The organism is Amycolatopsis sp. VC5-11 (genome assembly GCF_037034185.1).
In the GTDB taxonomy this organism is placed as follows: Bacteria; Actinomycetota; Actinomycetes; order Mycobacteriales; family Pseudonocardiaceae; genus Amycolatopsis; species Amycolatopsis nivea.
Genome location: NZ_JBAGKF010000007.1, coordinates 87383 through 107488, shown reverse-complemented (window position 1 = coordinate 107488; position 20106 = coordinate 87383). Strand labels below are relative to the sequence as shown.

At 67.5% G+C, this 20106-nt stretch carries 19 protein-coding genes, 1 tRNA gene and 1 pseudogene; 8 read left to right on the top strand and 13 right to left on the bottom strand.

Annotated elements, in window-relative coordinates; translation table 11 throughout:
- Positions 1–7 precede the first annotated feature (7 nt).
- Genes WA670_RS22160 through tcuA form a run of 4 tightly spaced genes read left to right on the top strand, consistent with a single transcriptional unit; the run spans position 8 to position 5064 of the window.
- The gene (locus WA670_RS22160) at positions 8–1030 is read left to right on the top strand and encodes an LLM class flavin-dependent oxidoreductase (protein ID WP_336158736.1); all 1023 of its coding nucleotides are present in this window, start codon (positions 8–10) and stop codon (positions 1028–1030) included.
- The gene (locus WA670_RS22155; RefSeq protein ID WP_336158735.1) at positions 1027–2643 is read left to right on the top strand and encodes an AMP-binding protein; all 1617 of its coding nucleotides are present in this window, start codon (positions 1027–1029) and stop codon (positions 2641–2643) included. The genes WA670_RS22160 and WA670_RS22155 overlap by 4 nt, the downstream gene beginning before the upstream one ends.
- Complete coding sequence (locus WA670_RS22150; RefSeq protein ID WP_037814420.1) at positions 2636–3565, top strand: pyruvate carboxyltransferase; 930 nt, start codon at positions 2636–2638, stop codon at positions 3563–3565. The genes WA670_RS22155 and WA670_RS22150 overlap by 8 nt, the downstream gene beginning before the upstream one ends.
- A 50-nt stretch (positions 3566–3615) precedes the next feature.
- Positions 3616–5064: an FAD-dependent tricarballylate dehydrogenase TcuA gene (tcuA, locus tag WA670_RS22145; protein ID WP_336158734.1), complete on the top strand. Its 1449-nt coding sequence runs from the start codon at positions 3616–3618 to the stop codon at positions 5062–5064.
- On the opposite strand, the gene WA670_RS22140 is transcribed toward tcuA, so the two are convergent.
- Positions 5052–6389, bottom strand: coding sequence for an MmgE/PrpD family protein (locus tag WA670_RS22140; protein WP_336158733.1), 1338 nt, complete (start codon positions 6387–6389; stop codon positions 5052–5054). The two genes, tcuA and WA670_RS22140, sit on opposite strands and share 13 nt — an antisense overlap.
- A 55-nt stretch (positions 6390–6444) precedes the next feature.
- Here WA670_RS22140 and WA670_RS22135 point away from each other — a divergent pair, with 55 nt between their 5' ends.
- The gene (locus WA670_RS22135) at positions 6445–7059 is read left to right on the top strand and encodes an NIPSNAP family protein (protein WP_037814422.1); all 615 of its coding nucleotides are present in this window, start codon (positions 6445–6447) and stop codon (positions 7057–7059) included.
- A gap of 886 nt (positions 7060–7945) precedes the next feature.
- On the opposite strand, the gene WA670_RS22130 is transcribed toward WA670_RS22135, so the two are convergent.
- Together WA670_RS22130 and WA670_RS22125 are read right to left on the bottom strand one after the other, a co-directional pair.
- The gene (locus tag WA670_RS22130) at positions 7946–8992 is read right to left on the bottom strand and encodes a hypothetical protein (protein WP_336158732.1); all 1047 of its coding nucleotides are present in this window, start codon (positions 8990–8992) and stop codon (positions 7946–7948) included.
- 81 nt (positions 8993–9073) lie between these two features.
- Positions 9074–9157 (bottom strand) — tRNA-Leu (locus WA670_RS22125).
- A gap of 529 nt (positions 9158–9686) precedes the next feature.
- Here WA670_RS22125 and WA670_RS22120 point away from each other — a divergent pair.
- A complete protein-coding gene (locus WA670_RS22120) occupies positions 9687–10067 on the top strand; it encodes a helix-turn-helix transcriptional regulator (protein WP_336158731.1) in 381 nt (126 codons plus the stop codon).
- 161 nt (positions 10068–10228) lie between these two features.
- Here the strand turns inward: WA670_RS22120 and WA670_RS22115 are convergent, their stop codons facing one another.
- Positions 10229–10504 carry a hypothetical protein gene (locus WA670_RS22115; protein WP_336158730.1) on the bottom strand — a complete coding sequence of 92 codons (276 nt, stop codon included), beginning with the start codon at positions 10502–10504 and terminating at the stop codon, positions 10229–10231.
- Between WA670_RS22115 and WA670_RS22110 the strand changes: the two genes are divergently transcribed.
- Both WA670_RS22110 and WA670_RS22105 read left to right on the top strand, forming a co-directional pair.
- The gene (locus WA670_RS22110; protein WP_336158729.1) at positions 10489–10641 is read left to right on the top strand and encodes a hypothetical protein; all 153 of its coding nucleotides are present in this window, start codon (positions 10489–10491) and stop codon (positions 10639–10641) included. The two genes, WA670_RS22115 and WA670_RS22110, sit on opposite strands and share 16 nt — an antisense overlap.
- A 57-nt stretch (positions 10642–10698) precedes the next feature.
- On the top strand, positions 10699–11379 hold the full coding sequence (locus tag WA670_RS22105; RefSeq protein WP_336158728.1) for a hypothetical protein: 681 nt from the start codon (positions 10699–10701) through the stop codon (positions 11377–11379).
- A 24-nt stretch (positions 11380–11403) separates the two neighbouring features.
- Here WA670_RS22105 and WA670_RS22100 read toward each other — a convergent pair whose 3' ends face one another.
- The 9 genes and pseudogenes from WA670_RS22100 to WA670_RS22060 form a co-directional block, all read right to left on the bottom strand.
- A complete protein-coding gene (locus WA670_RS22100; protein ID WP_336158727.1) occupies positions 11404–12042 on the bottom strand; it encodes an MAE_28990/MAE_18760 family HEPN-like nuclease in 639 nt (212 codons plus the stop codon).
- Between the two features lie 17 nt (positions 12043–12059).
- The gene (locus tag WA670_RS22095) at positions 12060–13163 is read right to left on the bottom strand and encodes a DUF262 domain-containing protein (RefSeq protein WP_336158726.1); all 1104 of its coding nucleotides are present in this window, start codon (positions 13161–13163) and stop codon (positions 12060–12062) included.
- 8 nt (positions 13164–13171) lie between these two features.
- On the bottom strand, positions 13172–13306 hold the full coding sequence (locus tag WA670_RS22090; RefSeq protein ID WP_336158725.1) for a hypothetical protein: 135 nt from the start codon (positions 13304–13306) through the stop codon (positions 13172–13174).
- Entirely contained in the window at positions 13303–13479 is a 177-nt protein-coding gene (locus WA670_RS22085) for a hypothetical protein (RefSeq protein ID WP_336158724.1), read from the bottom strand. The genes WA670_RS22090 and WA670_RS22085 overlap by 4 nt, the downstream gene beginning before the upstream one ends.
- Positions 13480–13513: 34 nt before the next feature.
- Positions 13514–14254: pseudogene (locus tag WA670_RS45220) on the bottom strand (NACHT N-terminal Helical domain 1-containing protein).
- Positions 14172–14504 (bottom strand): DUF4365 domain-containing protein, encoded by a 333-nt coding sequence (locus WA670_RS22075; protein ID WP_336158722.1) that lies wholly within the window; start codon positions 14502–14504, stop codon positions 14172–14174. The pseudogene WA670_RS45220 and the gene WA670_RS22075 overlap by 83 nt, the downstream one beginning before the upstream one ends.
- A gap of 711 nt (positions 14505–15215) precedes the next feature.
- Entirely contained in the window at positions 15216–15374 is a 159-nt protein-coding gene (locus tag WA670_RS22070; RefSeq protein WP_336158721.1) for a hypothetical protein, read from the bottom strand.
- 124 nt (positions 15375–15498) lie between these two features.
- On the bottom strand, positions 15499–15828 hold the full coding sequence (locus tag WA670_RS22065) for a hypothetical protein (RefSeq protein WP_336158720.1): 330 nt from the start codon (positions 15826–15828) through the stop codon (positions 15499–15501).
- A gap of 18 nt (positions 15829–15846) precedes the next feature.
- Positions 15847–20040: a polymorphic toxin-type HINT domain-containing protein gene (locus WA670_RS22060; protein ID WP_336158719.1), complete on the bottom strand. Its 4194-nt coding sequence runs from the start codon at positions 20038–20040 to the stop codon at positions 15847–15849.
- Positions 20041–20106: the final 66 nt, after the last annotated feature.

The window sequence follows — 20106 nt, the reverse complement described above, 5'->3', positions numbered from 1 at the left end:
GGACCTGATGGTCGAATTCTTCACCGGGCTGCAGCCCCTCGAAGCGGGCGAAACCAGCCCGGACGCCCTGCTCGCGCGAGTCCGGGAGCTGGACCGTTCAGAGGTGATCGACCGCGTTCTGGTCGGGTATTCCTCGACCTGGCCGCACAACCACGCGACCGCGCCGTTCGCCCTCGCGCTCACCGAGAAGTTCTCGCCGATCGTCGCGCACCGCCCGGGCGTCATGCCGCCGGCGGCCGCCGCGCGCTACTTCGCCACGCTCGACGTGCTCGCCCGCGGGAGGCTCGCGATCAACGTGGTCGTCGGCGGGTCCGACAAGGACCTGCGCCGCGAATCCGACGACCTGCCCAAGGCCGAGCGCTACCGGCGCGCGGTCGAATACCTCGACGTCGTCCGGCGCACCTGGACCTCGCCCGAACAGTTCGATCACCACGGCGAGTACTACACGGCCGAGGCGGTGAAGATCCTGACCAAGCCGGTGCAGGGACAGGTGCCGATCTTCATGGGCGGCGAAAGCGACGACGCGGTCGACTTCGGCGCCCGCCACGCCGACCTGTACATGCTGTGGGGCGAGCCGTTCGCGGGCACGAAGGAACGCATCGACCGCGTCCGCGAGGCCGCCGAACGGTACGGCCGGAAGATGCGGTTCTCCTTGAGCCTGCGCCTGTTCGTCGGCGACACCGACGACGACGCGTGGGCCCAAGCTCGCGCGGCGGAACGGCAGATCGCCGAAGCCTCCGGGAAGTTCCTGCGCTCGTCGTCCACTGACACCTCGGTCGGCAGGCAGCGGGCGCTCGCGCTGACCGACGAGGAACTGCACGACGACTGCTTCTGGACCGGGCTGACCAAGCTGCTGGGCGGTTTCGCCAACTCGCAGGCGCTGGTCGGCACCGAGGAGCGGGTCCTGAACACGTTGGGCGCCTATCGTGATCTCGGGGTCGACGCGTTCCTCGTGACCACCGGCGCCGAAGCGGCCTGGGACCCGGCCCTGGAGGGATTCCTCGCCCGGGTGAAGAAGGAGCTGGCATGACGCGTTCGGTCCCCCGATCCGAAGAACTCGCGGCGGAGACCGTCAGCGGGCTGATCGCCGCGCGGGCACGGCAGCACCCGGGCAAACCCGCACTCGTGGTCGACGGCACCGAGCTGACCTACGGCGAGCTGGACCTCGCGGTGTCCGAGGTCGCGCGAGGTCTGCTCGCCACCGGCGCCGCGCCAGGCGACTCGGTCGGCATTCTCCTGCCCAACCGCGCCGAATACCTGCTCGCCTGGTTCGGAGCCGCCCGTGCCGGGCTCGTCGAGGTTCCGGTCAACACCGCCTACAAAGGACAGTTCCTCGACCACGCGCTGCGCAGCACCGGCGTCCGGATCCTGGTCACCGAGCCCGCGCTGCTCGGCCTCGTCGCCGACCTCCCGGAACTGCCGGAGGCGCTGACCACCGTCGTCGTGCTCGACGATGCCGCTCCCGGCGGCACGCCGCCGGGAGTGCGGGTGCTGGGCTGGCCTGAATTACTCGCCTCCGGCGACCCCGCCCGCGAGCTTCCCGCGGTCAGCCCGGCCGACCCGGTCGCGGTCATGCTCACCTCCGGCACCACCGGACGCAGCAAGGGTGTCGTGTACCCGAACCGCATGCAGGTCGTCGCCGCCAAGGAATGCGCGCAGCAGATGGGCACCACCGCCGACGAGCGGCTGTACACCTGCCTGCCGCTGTTCCACGGCGCGGCCCAGGTCAACATCACCCTGCACGGGCTGTTCGCCGGCGCCACCGTGGTGCTCGGCCGGCGGTTCTCCGCGAGCCGGTTCTGGGACGACATCCGCGCCGGCGGGGTAACCCAGTTCAACGCGCTGGGCTCGATCCTGCCGGTGCTGCTGGCCCAGCCCCCGTCCGAACGCGACCGCGACCACCGGGTCGGCCGAGTGTTCGCCGCGCCCGCTCCGCGCCAGGTGCTGGAGCCGTTCGAGGAACGGTTCGGAATCCACGTCGTGGAAGGCTACGGGCTCACCGAAATCAAGAATGTCCTCTACAACCCGTTGGCCGCGCGCAAGATCGGCTCGATCGGCGTGCCCACGGAGTCGTCGATCCTCGAAGTCCACGACGAGTCCGGGAACCGCGCGGCGCCCGGGCAAGCCGGGGAGATCGTGTACCGGCCGCGCGAAGCGAACATCATGTTCTCCGGCTACCGCGGCGAACCCGAGGCCACCCTCGCGACGATGAAAGACCTCTGGTGGCACACCGGCGACCTCGGCTACACCGACGAGGACGGGTACTTCTACTTCATCGACCGCAAGAAGGACGCCCTGCGCCGGCGCGGCGAGAACATCTCCTCGCACGAGGTCGAATCGGTCCTGCTCGCCTACCCCGGCGTCGTCGCGGCGGCGGCGGTCGCCACGCCGTCGGAGCTGGGCGAGGACGAGGTCCTCGCCGTGCTGCAGCTGGAATCCGGGCGGAAGCCGGACTTCGCGGAGCTGTTCGCGCACTGCGACCGAGCCCTGCCGCACTTCATGGTCCCCCGCTACTACCGCGTGCTCGACCAGCTGCCCGTCACCCCGACCGGCAAGGTCCGCAAGACCGACCTGCGCGGCCAAGGCCGGGGCGAAGCGTGGGACGCGCAGGCCGCCGGACTCGCCCCGACCCGCCATGTCTGAACCGAAGGCGGTGCGCATCCGCGAAATCGCGCCACGCCTGACGTTCCAGGACCACATCGCGCCGACCGAGGTCAAGGTCGAGCTTGTGCGACGGCTCGTCGACGCCGGGGTTCGCGCGTTCGAGCTGTCCTCGTTCGTGCGGCCCGACCTGATCAAGGGACTCGCCGACGCCGAGGAAGTTTTCGCGGCCGTGCGCCGCACCCCAGGTCTGCACCTCGGCTGTTGCGTCGGCAACGTCCGAGGCCTGGCCCGCGCGATCGACGCGGGCGCGGACAGCGCGTCGTTCCTTCTCTCGGCAGACGAAGACTTCGCCCGCGCCAACATCGGACGCTCCACAGAGGACTCTCTGGCCGAACTCGAACGCATGGCCGCCTACGCCGCCGATCACCGCGTCCAGCTCGGCACCTACGTGATCTTCGCCTGGGGCGGCCCGACCGGGCCCGCCCGCGGCGCCGGCGAACTGGAACCGCTGGCCCGTCGGCTCCTCGACCTCGGCGTGGACCGGTGGATCCTCGCCGACTCGTCCGGTTACGCGGCCCCGCCGCAGATCCGCGGCCTCGTCACCGCCGCGCTCGCGCACATCCCGGCGGAAAACCTCACCGTGCAGATCCACGACGCCCGCGGCATGGGCCTGGCCGCCCTGCTGCCCCTGCTCGACCTCGGCGTCCGGAACCTCGACACCGCGCTCGCCGGCAGCGGCGGGCACCCGGCCATGCCCGGCGCCCAGGGCGGCGGGATCTGCACCGAAGACGCCGTCCAGCTGCTCGAATTGTCCGATGTGGACACCGGAATCGACCTGCCGCGCCTGATCGCCGCCGCGAACTGGCTCGCCGACGAACTCGGCGTGCCCGGCAAGGGTTTCGTCCGGCGCACCGGACCGGTGCCGGACTCCCCAGGGCAGCCGCTCGCTTTCCGCTGGTGAACCGGGATCTTCTCCCGGCACCGATCATCGCAACCGGTCAAGGAGGACCAGTGCCGAACATTGTCGTCGCCGGAGCGGGCCTGACGGGGCTCGCCGCCGCGATCTCCGCCCGCGAAGCGGGAGCGGACGTCGTCTTGCTGGAAAAGGGCAGCCGTGCCGACATCGGCGGAAACGCAGCGTTTTCCGGCGGGCTGTTCCTCTTCTGCTACGACGGCCCGGACGACCTCACCTCGATCACCCGGGACTTCGAACCCGGCGTGCACGCCGAGGAAATCGTCGCGCCGCCCTACACTCGCGAGGCCTACGCAGCCGAGCTGACGGCAATGAGCGACGGCCAGGCCGACCCGAAACTGGTGACAGCGCTCGCGGAACGCTCGCTGGACACCGTGCGGTGGCTGTCCGCGAAAGGAGTGCGCTTCACCTTCAACCGCACAGTCGGCGCGCGCGTGCGGGACGGCGTGCTGCACATCCCGCCCGGGCAGATCCTGACCAGCACCGGCGAAGGGATGTCGCGCGGGTTCGAGGTGATCAAGCCGCTGTTGCGGTACGCCGAGCAGATCGGCGTCGAACTGCGCTGGTCCACCCCGCTCGTCGACGTGGTCCGCGAAGGCGAGCGGGTCACCGGCGCGCGGACCGCCGACGGCGTGCTTCCGGCGGACGCGGTGGTGATCGCCAGCGGCGGATTCCAGGCCAGTCGCGAGTTGCGGCTCCGGCATCTGGGCCCGCGCTGGGAGAACGTGAAACTGCGCGGCACCCGCCAGGCGACCGGCGAGGGGATCGCGGCGGCGTTGCGGGCCGGGGCCGGTCCGGCCGGGACGTGGTCGAGCTGCCACTCCGCCGCCGTGGACCCGACCATGCCCGCGCCGGAGCGCAGCGAGGCGTCGCCGCCGTTCCCGCTGCACGGGTTCTGGCTCGGGGTGCTCGTCAACCGGGACGGCGAGCGGTTCGCCGACGAGGGACCCGGCCCGTGGGTGAAGAACTATTCGAAGATGGGCAAGGCGATCATGGGCCAGCCCGGCCGCGAAGCGTACGAGATCTTCGACCAGCACACCGCGGCGCGCGTAGCGGACGAGTTCGCCGGGGCCGCGGTCCCGGTGACCGCGCCGACTCTGCCCGCGCTCGCCGCGCGCATCGGCGTGCCGGCCGGGGCGCTGGTCCGGACGGTAGCGGAATTCAACCGCGCCTGCCGGGAAGACGGGAGCACGGACGGCATCGCGCCGGCCAAATCGCACTGGGCCGTTCCGCTGGACCGGCCGCCGTTCGTCGCCTACCACGCGGTGGCCGGGCTGACGTTCACGTTCGGCGGCGTGCGAATCGACCCCGACGGACGCGCTTTGGCTTCCGACGGCGCGCCCGTGCCCGGGCTGTACGCGGCGGGCGAGGCCACCGGCGGCCTGTTCTACGGCGACTATCCCGGCGGCGCCGCACTGATGCGGGCGGCGGTGTTCGGCCGTTCGGCAGGCCGCACCGCGGTGACCGAGGCGCTTCAGCGCGGCTGAAGAGCCCGCAGCAGGCCGGACGCGGACGGCGTCCGGTCGAGCCGATCGACGCGCGCGAGGATCGCCTCGCTGCCAGCCCGGCCGTAAACCCGGTCGGCGGCCGCATGAAACCGCCGGACGATCTCGGCGGCGTTCATCGAAGGAAAGGTGTCCTGTTCGGCGACGAGCACTCGTCCGTCGTCGAGCAGGACCCGCACCCAGGACCCGTTGCGGGCCGGAAATCGCGCCGTCAGCCCGGGGTCCGCGACCAGCCGGGAGCGGGCAGCGAGCCGGTTCGCCTGGGGATCGGCCGGGTTTCGCCAGTTCCGGTCGAGAATTCCGCCGGACGCCAGCACCGACGCCACGCTGAACTGCACGCTCAGCTGCGCGGCCACGACATCGGCGATCGGCCCGCTGTTGTCGCAGCCGGGATACCGGACCGCCTGCTCGGCGAGCCCGATGCGGACGGATTCGACGCGGGCCGGATCGGGACGGTGCCGCCGCCCGATCTCCTCGGCGAGCTGGCAGGGCCCCTGCACGTAGATGCAGGCCGGTGCGGGCTTGTGCACGATGTCGCGGATCGCGAAGCCAGGTCCCCCGGCGAGCCGGTGCGCCCGGTCCCGGGCGCCGAAAGCGGCGAGCAGTCCCGCCTCGCCGTCGACCGCCCCGCCGGACGCGGTCAACCCGGCGGCCGCCAGCAAAGCCGACTCGACGCCGGTCCGCGCGGCCGTCGCCGAATGCAGCACATGCTCCTGCGTGGCGGCCCGCGCCCAGTGGTTGAGGCCGCACGCCGCGTTGGCCGCCATGCCGAGCGCCGCCCGCGTCGCGGCCTCGTCGAGCGCGAGCAGGTGGGCGCACGCGGCGGCAGCCGCGACGGGGCCGAGCACACCGGTGGGCCGGAACGTCGCGGCCACTTCGGACGTGATCATCGCCGAGCCGAGGCGGCACATCACCTCGTAACCGACCACCGCAGCGGACAGCACACGCCCGCCGGACACCTCGTGCTGCCCGGCCAAGGCCAGCAGCGCGGGGAACACCACCATGCCGGGATGCGACGAACTCTCGACGTGCGTGTCCGTCCGGCCGGTCGCCGCCGCGGGCACGCTGGTGAGGTACGCCGCCGTCGGGGCGGGCGCGCCGGCCGCGGCACGGAGGACGAGCGCGGCGCCAGCTCGCGGATTTCCCAGTGCGCGCAAGGCAATGCGGCTCTCGTCCGAAGGCACCAGAGCCGCGGACAGGAAGTCCGTCAGACACAGCTTGGCTTTGTCGAGGACGTCCGCCGGCACCAGTGCTGTGGTGGTTCCCACGCAGAAATCCGCCAGTTCTCCCGCAAGGTCGTCGCCCATGGTTGGTAGTATAAGCATGCTTACGCTTGATACGCATGCTTATGGAGGTTCCGCGATGTTCTACGAACTGACCCATCTCGCGCTGAAGCTCTACACGGTGCCCCGAGCACTGCCCGCCCTCGAGGATTACGCCACGAACGCGGCGGCGCGCGGCAAGCTGCTCGGCTGCTGGGAGACCGAACACGGAGAGATCGTCGGCCGCGTGCTGCTGCTCCGGGAATTCGAGGACGCGGGCGCACTCGCCGAGGAACGCCGACGAATCCTCGCCAGCGCCAATCCGTTCGGGGTCGGCGAGCACCTGGATTCGTTCACCGTCAGCAGCTACGCGCCGTTCCCGTTCCTCCCGCCCGTGCAGACCGGGCGCTTCGGCGATGTCTACGAATTCCGCACCTACGAACTCAAAGTCGGCGGCCTGCCGCCGACCATGGCCGGCTGGGAGGCCGCGCTCCCCGAACGCACCAAGCTTTTTCCGCTCACCACCGCGATGTACGGACTGGACGGAACCCCGCGCATCACGCACATCTGGCCCTTCCCCAGCCTCGACGGACGCCTCGCCATCCGCCGCGAGTCCTACGAGCGGGAAATCTGGCCGCCGAAGAACGGTCCGGAGAACATCGCCCGGGCGACTTCGAGCATCGCCATCCCGACAGCTTTCTCACCGCTGCACTGAACGGTCGGCGCGCCGTTCGTCTTCTCGAGTGCTTCGGGGCGGCCCGCTGAGCCTCGACGTCCATCAGCACCAGGAACACGCCGTCTGCCTGATCGAACGGAATTGCTCGTCGCCGGTGCACTTCTCGTGGTCGCCTATCTCTCGGAAGGTCCGCGAGTTCCCGAGAAAGAAGGAGGAGGCATTGCTGGGCATGACCGGGAAGAGGCGCTGAGCGCACGCGGCCCCAGCTCGACGTGCGGCGTGGAGACCAGCGTCGGCGACGACGTGGTGACTGTCCGCTGGAACGCTGAATGGCCCCCCGGATGCGTTCGAACCGGCAGTGCGGCGCGGTGCGGTGCAAGTCGCCGCGCCCGCGGATCAGCACTGCCACGCGAGCCTCTTCAGCCCGAACTCCGCAGAGAGCGGGACGCCTCCCGCGGTAGTCCAGGAGGACACGTTCTGGGCGAGAACGCGACCGATGACCTTCAGGTCCGCAGGGCGATGGAGAATCGCCTGAACCCGAGCCGGATTCCTGGACGAGCCGGGCCTCTCCCCGCACGGCCGCGTCGAGGAGGACCTGCTCGACCCCGCCGACAAGCGTTTGGCGCCAAGGACCAGGTCATCCACACCACGCGTTCGGCGTTCCTCGCCGAGGTGCTGACGGCGGTCAAGGACACGGCATTCCCGTTGCTCGCCGCCGGCATCGAGGCTGCTGGGCGATTGCCAACGACTCGGTGGCCGCTGCGGGAATGTGCAGCCGGTTCTGCACCTCCGCCCGGCGGCCCACGCCGGTGGCACCGGCTCTCGCGCGGGCACTGCCCGGCTTGATCGTGCACTAGGTGCGATCGAGGTCGCGGGGGCGCAAGGCGACCGCGCCGAGACGCAGTTTCTTCGTGGAGCCCGCGGATCAGAGGGCGTCCAACTCGGAGTCGTCGCCGGTGCTGGCGACGACGTCGTTGAGCTCGCTGATCCGGTCGCCGGGAAGCGCCCGCCAGGTGCTGGCATTGCGGCGCGGTTTGGTGACGCGGGCGGCCGGGTTGTCGCGCTCGTCGACATGACTGTCGTTGACGAGGTGTTTGTAGAGACAACGCATAGCGGCAACGAAGTTCTCGGCAGCGTTGCGGCCGCCGCGGGAGTTGCGACGCACGACCGCGGCAGCTCGGGCTTGTTCGGCTTCTGCTTTGAGTTCGGTGGCGGCGATGGTATCCATCCGCCGGTCGCCCCGGCTTTGTTCCAGTAGACCCTGCAAGAGCGGGCAGTGCTGGGCGAGACGAGCTTGGTCACGACGGGGATCCGTTCGCCGATCGTGGGCGTCGGCCGCAGGTCCGGGCCACGAGTGTCGGCAGGCTCCTGACCGAGCAGTTTGGCGGGGTCGAGGCCGAGACAGTTGAGCAGCAGGCGTGCGGTGGCGAGGTCGTCGTTGGTCGCGGTCGCGAGGCAGCCTCCTCAGCGTCGGCAAGGGAGGCATGGAAAGCACACAGCTGGATTGCACGGCGGCTTCGGGATGGACGACCAGCACGTCCTGAGACGGGTCGGCGACCAACAGCAGCCGGATGCCGACGACAGCTCGGCAGGCACGCCGGACCGCGGCGGGGAGAGCCACGTAGGGCTTGCGCGGCATCACGAAGGCCCCGTCTGAGCGTCGGCGGCTCACCGCTGAGGTCTTGACCAGTGTGATCAGCAGCCGGTCGCCCGGCCTCCACCCCAATGCCGCGACCGCCCCGCGGTCTTGCAGCCGGCCGCCCTCAGCGATGACCGCGATGGACAACCGCGGCCCGCCAGCGGCGGCGAGATCGCGCAGCACAGGGAGGCTCATCGACGGTACGGGCAAAGGACGCTCGACACTCACCGGGGCGACGATCCGGCCCGGCGCGGCCAGCGAGGGAATGCGGGTCATGCCCCACTCCCAGCTCGCACAGCCACGGGAGGGCGCGTCCGCGACCAGCGTATCCACAGTGAGATGGAGCCGAACACGAGAAAGACCCGCCGTAGCGGGCCTGTTACTCTGCGGGCTAGGAGATCCCCCATGTATATGTGTCCGAGGGGGGACTTGAACCCCCACGTCCGTTAAGGACACTAGCACCTCAAGCTAGCGCGTCTGCCATTCCGCCACTCGGACTTGCTGATGAAGAGAGTATACGACGAACAGACACGTCATTTCAGGGGGGTGCGAAACAGCGCCGAGAGCTCGCATGATAGCCTCACGTGTTCTCGACATTCAGATACTCGTTCGCATCTCTGCAGGTCAGCCCTACGTCGATCGCGTTCGAGCAGCCGCCTGCGCATCACGGCACCCATCCGGCTTCCCTGTGCGGGGCCGGCGAATCGACTCGAACGTCGGCGGCTAGAGCCCTATCCCCTCAGCGCTCCCCCGCTCTGCCCCCTCAGGCCAGATGCTCCAAGACCGCCCTTAACGCTCGCGCATCCCTCTCGGCGATGAGACAGCATCCCTCGCCGAACGACCACGGCATGCAGCGAAGTCGCACAACCCTGAGCTGCAAGGCCGATAAATCCGGCGAGACGCCGCTTCAGGAAGTCAGGTGCCAACCGACGCGAGTGTCGACGTACGGTTACACACCCGCTACGCGGCGCGAGAAAAGCGCAATGACTCGCTAATCTCGACGCTGAGGCGGAGCGCGGAGGAATAGGTGTCGGAGGATTGGGCGGCGGTCGCGAAGGCGATCGACATGCGGGTGCACGAACTCGGCTGGCGGCAGCGCGAGTTGGCGGAGCGGTCGCACGTGTCGCAGGCGATCGTGCGCGAGCTGCAGCACCACACGGTCGAGCGCCGACGGAGCGCGCGCACGCTCGAAGCCCTGTCGACCACGCTCGGCTGGCACCCGCAGCATCTGCAGGCCGTGCTGCAGAACCGCACGCCGCCGCACCCCGACGAACCGGCCGACGACGGCGGCGAACTCTCGACTCGCCTCGACGCACTGGAGCAGCGCTTGGACGAGATCTTCGACCGGCTGGACGACGTCCAGACCAGCCTGGCGACCGTCGTCGACCATATGCAGAAGAAGCGGTGACGGCTTGCGCTTCGGGCTGATGAACCAGGTGATTTCCATGCCCCGAATTCAAGGCCGAAACGGCGACCGTTCACATGCATCGCCAGTGCATGAGCAGTGCACGACTAATGCAGCTTCGAATTCGGAATGCGCGCGCCGATGAATGGACGGGCCGCACCGCATCAGCACTGCAAGCCGCTCTCCGAATGAGCAATGAGGGTTTCGCCGCACACCTCGGCATCGGCGTCCGCACGGTCGCGTCGTGGCACCAGAAGCCGGATCTTCGCCCGCGGTCGGAGATGCAACAGGTGCTCGACCACGCATACGAGCAAGTCGGCGACGCCGACCGCGCCCGCTTCGCCGAACTGACCGGCACTGCTCCGGCCGAGGCACCCGGAGATTCCCGCCTGGACGACGACCCGAATATCGCGTCCGCGCTCGAATGGATCGACCAGCACGCACACTGGTCTCCTGGAACCGCGCGCCGCGCAGCGCCGCCAAGGCCGCGCAACTGGACACCCAAGCCCTGCGCGACCGCGCCACCCGCCGCAGCTGGGTCACCCAACGCGACACCGCCGACGCGCTCGCTGCCTAGTACGGCAGCCGATCCGGCGACCACGACCTGTACACCGCGCGAGTCAGCACCGAACTCGTGAACACCTGCGCGAACTGGCTAGATCTCGACTGCGAACTACGCCCCGCATCAGACCGATTCAAGGTCGCCACCGCGCAGCCCGAGGCAGACCTGGCCCTCGACGATCGCGCCGCAACCGCAGCAGTTCACCGGCTCGCCGAGTCGCTGGCCATGAACACCCGCCTCGTGAACAGCCCTCTCTACCGCGCGCTCGCCCTGGACATCGCTGAACACCAGCTCGCCGGATCCTTCGGCACCACGCACTTCGTCCACTACGCCCTGACGCTGGACCTCCTGGAAGGCGAACTGGTCGACGCCATCATCGCTGGCGGCCCGCTCAAACTCCCATTGCGAGACCGCTACCTCCCCGACCTCGCGTCCGTCCTCAACGTCAGCGACCGCCTCTGCGCCGGGGGCGCACTAGCCCTCACCGCCATTGCCCGCCCCGCCGACCCCTTCCGCGCAGAAGCCGACTACGTCCTGCTGGTCCAAGAACGCTCGGGCAACGTCCTGAACGCAGCCCGCCGCCTGGCCGTCATCCCGAAAGGCTTCCACCAACCCCACACCGACATCCGCCGCGACGCACAGATCGGCGCGACGCTCCGGCGCGAGATGAAAGAGGAACTGTTCGGCCGCCCCGACATCGACAACACCGTCACCGACTCGCTGGCCAGGGCATGCGACCACTACAAAACGTGACACAAAAATCCCTTGATATAATCATCAATTTAGATAATAGCTACCTCGAGCACCGTCAACCAAATGCTCAAAGAATACGGCGATCATATAGAGTACACCTTCAATTCTAATAATAGCTTCAGCGGAAGAAAAGTCCATCATTTCGCCGTGAACAACGGCGTTTCTTGCCGACACTAGCTGTTCGTCAATGAAAGGATGCCGCATCGTGTATACGTCGAGGTATTCGAGACCTATTCCCGTCACCAAGCCTTCGAAAACCGTCGATGAAAGATTGCTTTCTGTATCAATCACTTTCTCAGGGTTAACATTGAAGATCTCGCATCTTCGACTGTCCATTTCCATCAATACTGATCCAAGATAGCACGGCTTCACACTGGAACCAGCACGCTTAAAATGCCCCTTGAGGGATGCAGCCTGCAATGGAGGTTTAAGTTGATCAACGCGCAACAACTGCGCGTTGATCAACTTTATATATCTAATGCTGGAATTTTTCACGAAGCCTTCCCAGTGCGCGTAAGACAACGTCACCGCTGCACGCGACACCCACCCCAGAAGCTCTTTGCTGGCCACACCTTCTTCAAGAGTTGTTCGCACAAGTGAGAGCTCGTGCTTCCGTCTAGCGATATCTCGCTCCAGTGCGCCGACAAACGATTCGATGTCCATTTATTATGTGCGCTGTACTAGCTTGCGAACAGGACTCTTCCGGCGGGAATTGTCTTTCGCATTCGTTGATCAGCGCTGAGGCCGAACGAGAATCGAGATTTGAACTCGTCCTTCTGCCAGAGTTCTGCACGACGAGTCTTGAGGTCATCGACATCGATTCGATCAGGGGAGTCGTAGTAGCCAATTCCCATAGCGATGATCTCAAAAGCGGTCAGTGCGAAACTTCCCGCCGTGCGCCCAGTTTGCGCATCCCAACGACGCAGCATCGCAGAACCGCCAGCATCGTTAAGCAGCGTAAACGTGTCATGAAGAACCGCGGCTTCGTGCGCGAGCTGCCCATCACTGTACTCCGTGAAGTCAACGAGCGCCGAGGTGAGATACTCGCCAATATTACCAATGCGCTTGAGTTGCGATTCGTCAATCTTTCTAAAGACAACAAATCGAAGAGCGAGTTCCATATGGTACCTCTCCTCCAGTAGTCGATGAGGGAGATCTAAAACCTCTTTAAACGACTCGTCTTCGGCAATCTTCTCCAGCCATTCGAAGTGCTTCTTGCTCATGCTCACCAGCAGGCAATTTCGGAGTTCCTGCTCTGTCGCCAGAGATCCATAGGAGTTCAACCTCTGGAAGAGATCGTACTTGGCGCGCTTATCACTCTCGCGTTTGATGATTTTTACATCTATCCTGGCGCGCTTGAAATCAAGACGTTGCGCCGGACTGAAACTGGCGGTAGCGGCGTCGGCAGCCTCAAATGACATACCTTCGATGCTCTTCAAGAATGGTGCAGCTTTACAGATGAACGGGTCGATTGGCTCACCATCCTCGCCCTTTAATATGTTCATAAACTGAAATATTGTGGACATTCGCTGCACGCCGTCCACTACATCCCAAATCCCGCTAGTGTTCTGCGCAACGAAAATACTGGGCAGCGGGATTCCCAGTAGAATGCTCTCGATGAGCCGCGTCTTCTGCTCTGAAGTCCATCGGAAGATTCGTTGGAACTCGGGATGAATGTCGAGTTCGCCATCGCGATAGAGGTTGCTCAACTCGCCGATCGACATCGGGTATGCGTCCGTCGCAATCCGCCGCCGGTACTTTTTGAGTTCGACTTCAAGGCTCATGCTCTTCACTATATCTGAACATCGCGCGAGGTCATCGACTGCAGCGTCAACTCCGCGAAGTCCTGGGCGGCCAGCCACTCGGGTTCGACCGCAGCCGGCCGGGTGGTGACGACATAACGCGCCTCCAGGAACGCGGTGATCAACTCGTCCAGCCAGTCGGGACTTCCGGGCGGCGTTTGGCGGGCAGTTCGTCGATCCCATCGACCAGCACAACAGCGCGGCCGGTGCGGAGACGATGTTGCACCCAGCCGGTCGGCATCTCGTCCGCGATATGCCGACCGGCCTCGTCAAGGAACCGTTCCGACGTGGGCAACACGGAGCGGCTCAAGGTCCGCCCAGCCGTCATGGGCCTACAGCTGTCGACTCGCACATTGCACGGCCAGCCATCGCAGCAGGGTCGTCTTGCCGGAGCCGGCGTCGCCGCACAACAGGATCCGGGGCATGAGCAGCAAAGCATGTTCGATCCGGCTGACGGACACGTCCCCGTGGCCGGTGCTCACGCTCAGGCTCAGGTACGCCACTGGCGGCGGGTACAGTCGGGTCGCGCCGGTGAGGCCCGCGCCGAACAGCTCCATACGGTCCAGAACCGTAACCACTTGCCGCCGCAAGTCCGCAGCGAAGTCGTCGGCATGGCTTCGCTCCGGCAGCGCCTCCAGCACATTGCGGACCGCCTCGAGAATTTCTGTTTCTCGCCGGAGAACTTCGACCAGCGCATCAGATTGGAACAGGGGCAAAGTACCAGTCACTTGGACCAGGTAGGCGCAGCATTCCCGGAGGGCTCGTCGGCGCAGTTCGGTTGCGTCGGCCGACAAGAAAACCTCGCACGGAACACCGGCCACAGTCCTTACTAGGTAACGGTACAGGGTAGGCCACGTCGAGGTCGGTCGCGAACAAGTCGTCCTCTGTCAATGCCCCGCGCACGAACGTCTCGTGCACCGGTCGACCGCGGCCGCCCGCTCGTTCTCGGGCAAGGCACGGAACTCTGCATCGATGAAGGGCAGCAGCCGGTTAGCGATCCGGGACTCGAGGTTGTCGAACAGCAACGTGAGTTTGCGGCAGTCGCTGCGAGTGATTCGTCCAGTGGCGCACATGGTTATCGGTCGGCCGGAACCACCAACCGCCCGGGCCGCGCTCCTGGAAGGAGCTTTCACCGCTCTTGATCTGCAGAGCCAGCAGCTTTCCCGTGACAATCTCGCCGTCGACCACCTCCATATGAGCATCGATACCAAAGTCCTCCGTGGACTGCTCACGGAACAGCCAACCGAGTTGCTCTTCTACTGCCAACCTGGTTCGAGTCACACCGCGACTCGCCGACGCTGCCGATGCCTTGCGACGCATCATGCACTCATCCTCCCAGCATGCTCGGTGGACGAACTCCACAGGGTCGGCCAGCCGCCGCCCCGTAACGCCGTAACCGTCGAGTCTGCCTCGGGCGCGACCGGTGGCAGTACATACAGAAGCACACCTCATTCAAGAGCGAACTCCAGCGCACTCCCGAACCCGACTTCAAGCAGGCGTCGTTCGTAGGCCTTCAGAGCGGTTTCACCGGATGCGTGCTGGGACGGCGTTGGGCGGTCAGACTGCCCCGGTACTTGTCGATCTGACATGCGGAGGTATGCCCGCGTTCAATCCGGGCGGTCGACTGGGGAATGACCCGGGGTCTTCCATCTGCGCGAACTGCCGCGACGGCGGCCTCCGTACTGCACCGCCGGTTCCACGCCTGTCGGCCGATGCATCGCGGGTTCTCCAAAGTGGACTGCACCGTACGGACAGTCCACGCCGTACCCGGCCGATCAAGGTTGCGCCTCGGTCCATCCTCGACGGGCACGGGGCACAGCCCGGTCGTTCAAATCCCGCGCCAGTGACGCCACCGACCGTCCATGTGCCCGTTCCGGGCGAGCTCTCCCCGGTTAACCAGTTCGGCCTGCGCCATCGCTCTATCAGCCTGCGCCTGGTTAATGCTCTCCACAAGCGCCACTGGATCGATCCCGGCTGTGATGACGGGCCTCCGGCGGCCCCGTCGTCACAAACGATCCGGTCCAGCCAGGCCGGTCACACCTCCATGCGGGCCGCGCACGCAGTGACCTCCATCGGAGTCTCGTAATCGACGAAGTGCGGCGCGGCCCGCATCTCGGCGGTCTCGTGCATGAGGACACTCGATTCCTTCCGGCGCTGCCCGGTCCGGCGGAACTGGCCGCCCGCCGGCGCCACCTTGAAAGTGCGGGGCGAGCCACGCAGGGTCGGAATTCCCGCTCGTTCGTGAAGATTCCTTCGACGGCGAAGCGAGTGCCCGCTCAGCGGTGCAGGCCTTCAGGACGGCCCGACGGACGCCGGATCACGGCTCCGCCGGGGCCTGGCTCAGGAATCCCGCATAGACGATCTTCAACAGCACGGCGTAAGCATGCTGCTGGTCCGCGCTGATCTGCTCTTCCTCGGTCAGCCCGCGGTTGACCGCCTCGATCCGGCCGATGATGCGGTCCAGGTCCGCCAGGACGTCGACCGGCGCAGGAATGAAGATGCCTCGTTCCACGAAGCGGATCACTGTGGTCACGTACTCGTCGGCGCCCGCCAGGTCCCCCTTAGTACCGGCCAGGACGTCATGGAACACGCCGCGAGGAAAAGGAAGCCATCGCCACAGCGTGTACGCGTCCTGGAAACTCAGCATCTCGCTCTTCTTCCGACTCTACTCGTACCAGAATGACACGATCCGGCCGTCCGGTCCGATGATCCCGCCCAGTCCACCGTTGGGATTCACGTATCTGACGCCGATCTGGCCGTCATCAAAGAACCTCCGACTGGCGTTGAGCCCTTTCTTCCCGCCGGGCTGCTTCAGAGTCTCCGCCCACGCCTTCGCGTCCGCAAGGTACTGCTCCGGCGAGACCGGAACGCCCTTTTCCACCGAGTGCTTCTTGTAATGGTACTCGAAGCTCTGTTCGCGCGTCACAAAATTGCCCTCGTGCCATGCCTCGTGCAGTCCTGGCGGACAAGGAAACGTATTGTGCACCAGCAGCGGAACGCTGCCCGCCAGCACGTAATAGGTGTGCACCCCTTCAACCGTCAGGTTGTAAGTGCGCAAGGCGGCGCTGTACCGGCGGTTGGCGGTGACCGTGGCACTGCCGTCGCCCGGCGTGTCGAGCTTCTCGCCCGGCCGGAGCGTTTCGCTCGCGGTCCACCTGTCGGTCGTCTTGTCCCAGAACAGATGGTGGGCCGTGGTCGTGACCGTCCCGGTTCCGCCCGGACCGGCGACCGCCAGGTCGTCGAAATCCCGGTCGTCGCCGGTCACGTGGACCGCGGTGACCGCGTGCCGTTGGACGGCACGGCTTCCCGGCTCGGCGTTGGACACCCGGTCGCCGGGCTGGACGTCCTTGATCGGCTTCGCGGTTCCGTCCGCCATCAGCACCGGCGTCGCGCCGGTGAAACTGTTGGCCCCGCACGGCACCACGTTGGTGAGGTCGTAGCCTTCCTTCGCGAGATTCGCCGCGTCCGCGGTGGCCTCTTGGGACAGCCGTTCCATCGCCCCGAGTTCGGCGTTGATCTCGGTGCCGAGCACGTCGAAGACGCTCTTGCCCGAGGACATCGCGTCCGCCAGCTCGGTGGTCGTGGCGATCGTGTCGGCAAGGCCGAGATCGGCTCCCGCGCCGCTGAGGACGCCGAGCAGGTCGCAGACCCCGTCGCAGGCCGCGCTGATCAGGCCGACCGCGACGAACAGGAAGATGTCGCCGACCGGATCTCCGCCGGAGGTCATGATCGGGTCCGGGTACCGGGGCGCGAAATTGGCGCTGTACAGGTTTTCCGGCTGCAGGCACTCGTTGGTTTTGAGGCTGTTCGCCGGGTTCAGCTGGCGGCACGCGTCCTGGAGATGATGCAGGATGCGATCCTTGTCCGCCGGGCTGCCGGTGAGCAGGAGAACGCAGTCGTCAGGACTCAGGAAGTCCAGCGAGGCGCCGGTCCGCATGGCCGGCTGGCAGGACTGCTTGCGCTGGTCGATGAATTGCTGCTTCTCGGTATTGAGCTTGCCGAAAACGCTCGCCCACGCGGCGTGCGCGTCCTTCGCCGCGTCGCTCGCGCTCTTTCCGGCGTTGACAGCCGACTGATACGCGTCGTGGGCGGACTTCGCCGCGTCGCGTGCGTACCCCGCGGCTTCCGCGGCTGACTGGACGGCCGAGGCCGCCGAGCGGCCAGCCTGGTCGGCCGCGGCCGTCGCCGTCGCCGCCGCGGCAGCCGCCGATTTCGCGGAGGCTTGCGCCTGCTGTGCGGAAGCGGCCGCCCGGTCAGCCGCCTGCCGTGCCCGGTCAGCCGCCGTGTTGGCGTCCGCCGCCGCCGCGTTGGCTTGATCCAGGTAGTGCGCGGCGTCATCGGAAGCCTGGCGCGCCCTGGCTGCGGCGGCCTGTGCCTCGTACGCATCGTGAGCGGCGTTCGCCGCGGCGGTGGTCGCTTGTGCCAGAAGGCTGTCGACCGCGGCGTTGTGCGCAGCGGTGTTCTGGTCGCGCTGCGCCGCCGAGAACTGGCCCACGGTCAGGAACTCGTGCAGCAAGGTCGGCGGACCGTCCAGCGCGGCTTGCGCTCCGGCAACCACCTCGCGGTATCCGGCGGCCCGCGCAGCGGACTGCACCTGGCTGACCTTCACCTGGTCGTCGGACTTCAGGGCGGTGTACTGACCGGTGTCGAGGAAGTCCCGCAACGCTTTGCCGGTGCCCGCGTCCAATGCGGCCTGGCCTTGCTGGACGACCACCGTCCGGCCGGCCGCTCTCGCCGCCGACATGATCTGGCTGACTTGCAGGGTGTCGTCGGTCAGGCGGCCGGGATAGTCGCGATTGCGCAGGAAGTTCCGCACATCGTCGTCCGAACCGGCGAGCGCCGAGGCCGCCGCCGTCTTGAACCCGGCCGTGCCCTTCTCCGCGAGTTCGGCGAGCACGACCCGGTCGTCCTGTCCCGCAGCGACGCCAAGGCCGAAGGAGATGTAGTCGACCGCTTCGTCGTCGCTCGCGGCGACCGCGGTAAGCGCCGCGGCCTTGGTCCAGGACCCGCCGGTGTCAGACAGCTTCAGCGCGACCCGACGAGCGTCGGCGACGACGGTGGCACGCGGGGTGCCCGCAGCGTTCGCTTCCGCGATCAGCCGGTTGGTCTCCGCGTCCCGAACGGCCGCTTGGTCCATATCCCACCGCGGCGGCACCGGCTGGGCGGCGGATGCCTGCGCGGCGGCGAAGGCCGCATCGTCGGACTGCTGCCCGGCCAACGTGATCCGGTCGTCATCGGCTTTGCGCGCCACCTGCGCGATCTTCGCCGCCTGCTGTGCGGCGTTGGCCGCGGTGTTGGCAGCCGCCGTCGCGGCGTTCGCATGGTCAGTGGCCTTCCTGGCGGCTTCGTCCGCAGCACCCTTGAAGACTGCCGCAGCGGCAGCCGCGTCAGCAGCTCGGTTGGCGTCGGCAGCAGCCGCGTCAGCAGCGTCGGCGGCCTCCCCGGCCGCCGTGCTCGCCTGATTCGCCCACGCCTGGCTCGATTGGGCCGCGGAAACCGCGCGCGCAGCCTGTGCGCGCGCCCGCGCGGCCGCCGCCAGCGCCTGCCGGGCATCCGCACCAGCAGCCGCCGAATTGTTCGCCGCGTCGGTCGCCGCTTGTGCCGCGGTACGCGATTGATTCGCCGCGTCCACTGCTGCCTGACCCGCGCCGACGGCCTGCTGCGAAGCCGTCCTCGCTGCCCGCGCGGCGTTGGCGGCCGTTGTCGCGCTCTCCGCCGAAGCGCGAGCGGTATGGGCCGCTGCGGCGGCATCTGATGCCTTTTTGCTGTCGCCAAGGGCAGTCGCGGCAGCGTCGTACGCGTGCGACGCATCCCGTCCCGCTTGCGAAGCCGCGCCGGCGGCTCGCGACGCGGCTACCGCTGCGGTGTGCGCCGAGGCCGTCGCTGCGTTAGCCGCGCCGATCGCTTGCCGTGCGGTGACCGACGCTTGCTCAGCGGCGTATGCGGCGCGATTCGCCGCATCGGTCGCTTCGCTGGCGTGGCCCTGTGCGGCCGCAGCGGCATCCTTCGCTTGCTGAGCTGCCTTCTGTGCGGCCGCCGCCGCGGCGACCGCCTTGTCCGACTCCTCTTCTGCTTGCTGGGTCTGGCTCGCAGCTTGATCTGCCGCCGCTTGCGCTGTCGACACCAGCTGCGCGATCGATTCGGTCTCAGCGTCCCGTGCCTGGGCGACCGGAAGATCGGTGATCAGAAAACGGTTCAGCGCGTCGAGAGTGCCCGCGTCGAGCGCCTGCTGTCCCGCCTTCTTCACTTCGGGACCGCCCGCCGCGATCGCGCGGCTGACCTTCACCGTCTGATCGACCTCGAACGGGGCTTGCCACCCGGAATCCAGGAACGTCCGCAGCGCGTCTGGGGTGCCCGCGTCGAGCGCCTGCTGCCCCGCTTTCTTGATTTCCGCGCCGCCGGACGACATCACCTGGCTGACCCGCACGCTGAGGTCGATCCCGGACGACTTGTCCCAGCCGCTCTGCAGGAAAGCGGCCAGTGCGTCGTCGGTGCCCGCGTCAAGCGCGGCCTGCCCGGCCGACCGGGTCGCCGCGCCGCCCGCCGAGATCATCCGGCTGACCTGCACAGTCCGGTCGATCGCGGCGTCCGGGTCCTTCAGCGTGGTCAGGAACCGCGTCACGTCGCCGTCGGTGCCGGCCAGCGCCAGCTCGGCGTCGCGCTTGGTCGCGGGCCCGCCGGACCGCCACAGCAACGCCACTTTCGCCCGGTCGGACCCGGTGACGGACGACGCGGCCGGGGCGGCGGCCGGCCGGGCGGCCTGGGCGGAGGCAACGGGGACCGGCACGCCGGCCAGCGCCAGCGCGGCCGTCATCGCCGTGATCAGCGCAGCACGGAACCTCGGTCTTGCCACACGCATGCGAGTCCCCCTCGGTCAGCCGCGCGAAGAATTCGCCGCGGCATAAATTGCGCACGAAGAGAATTA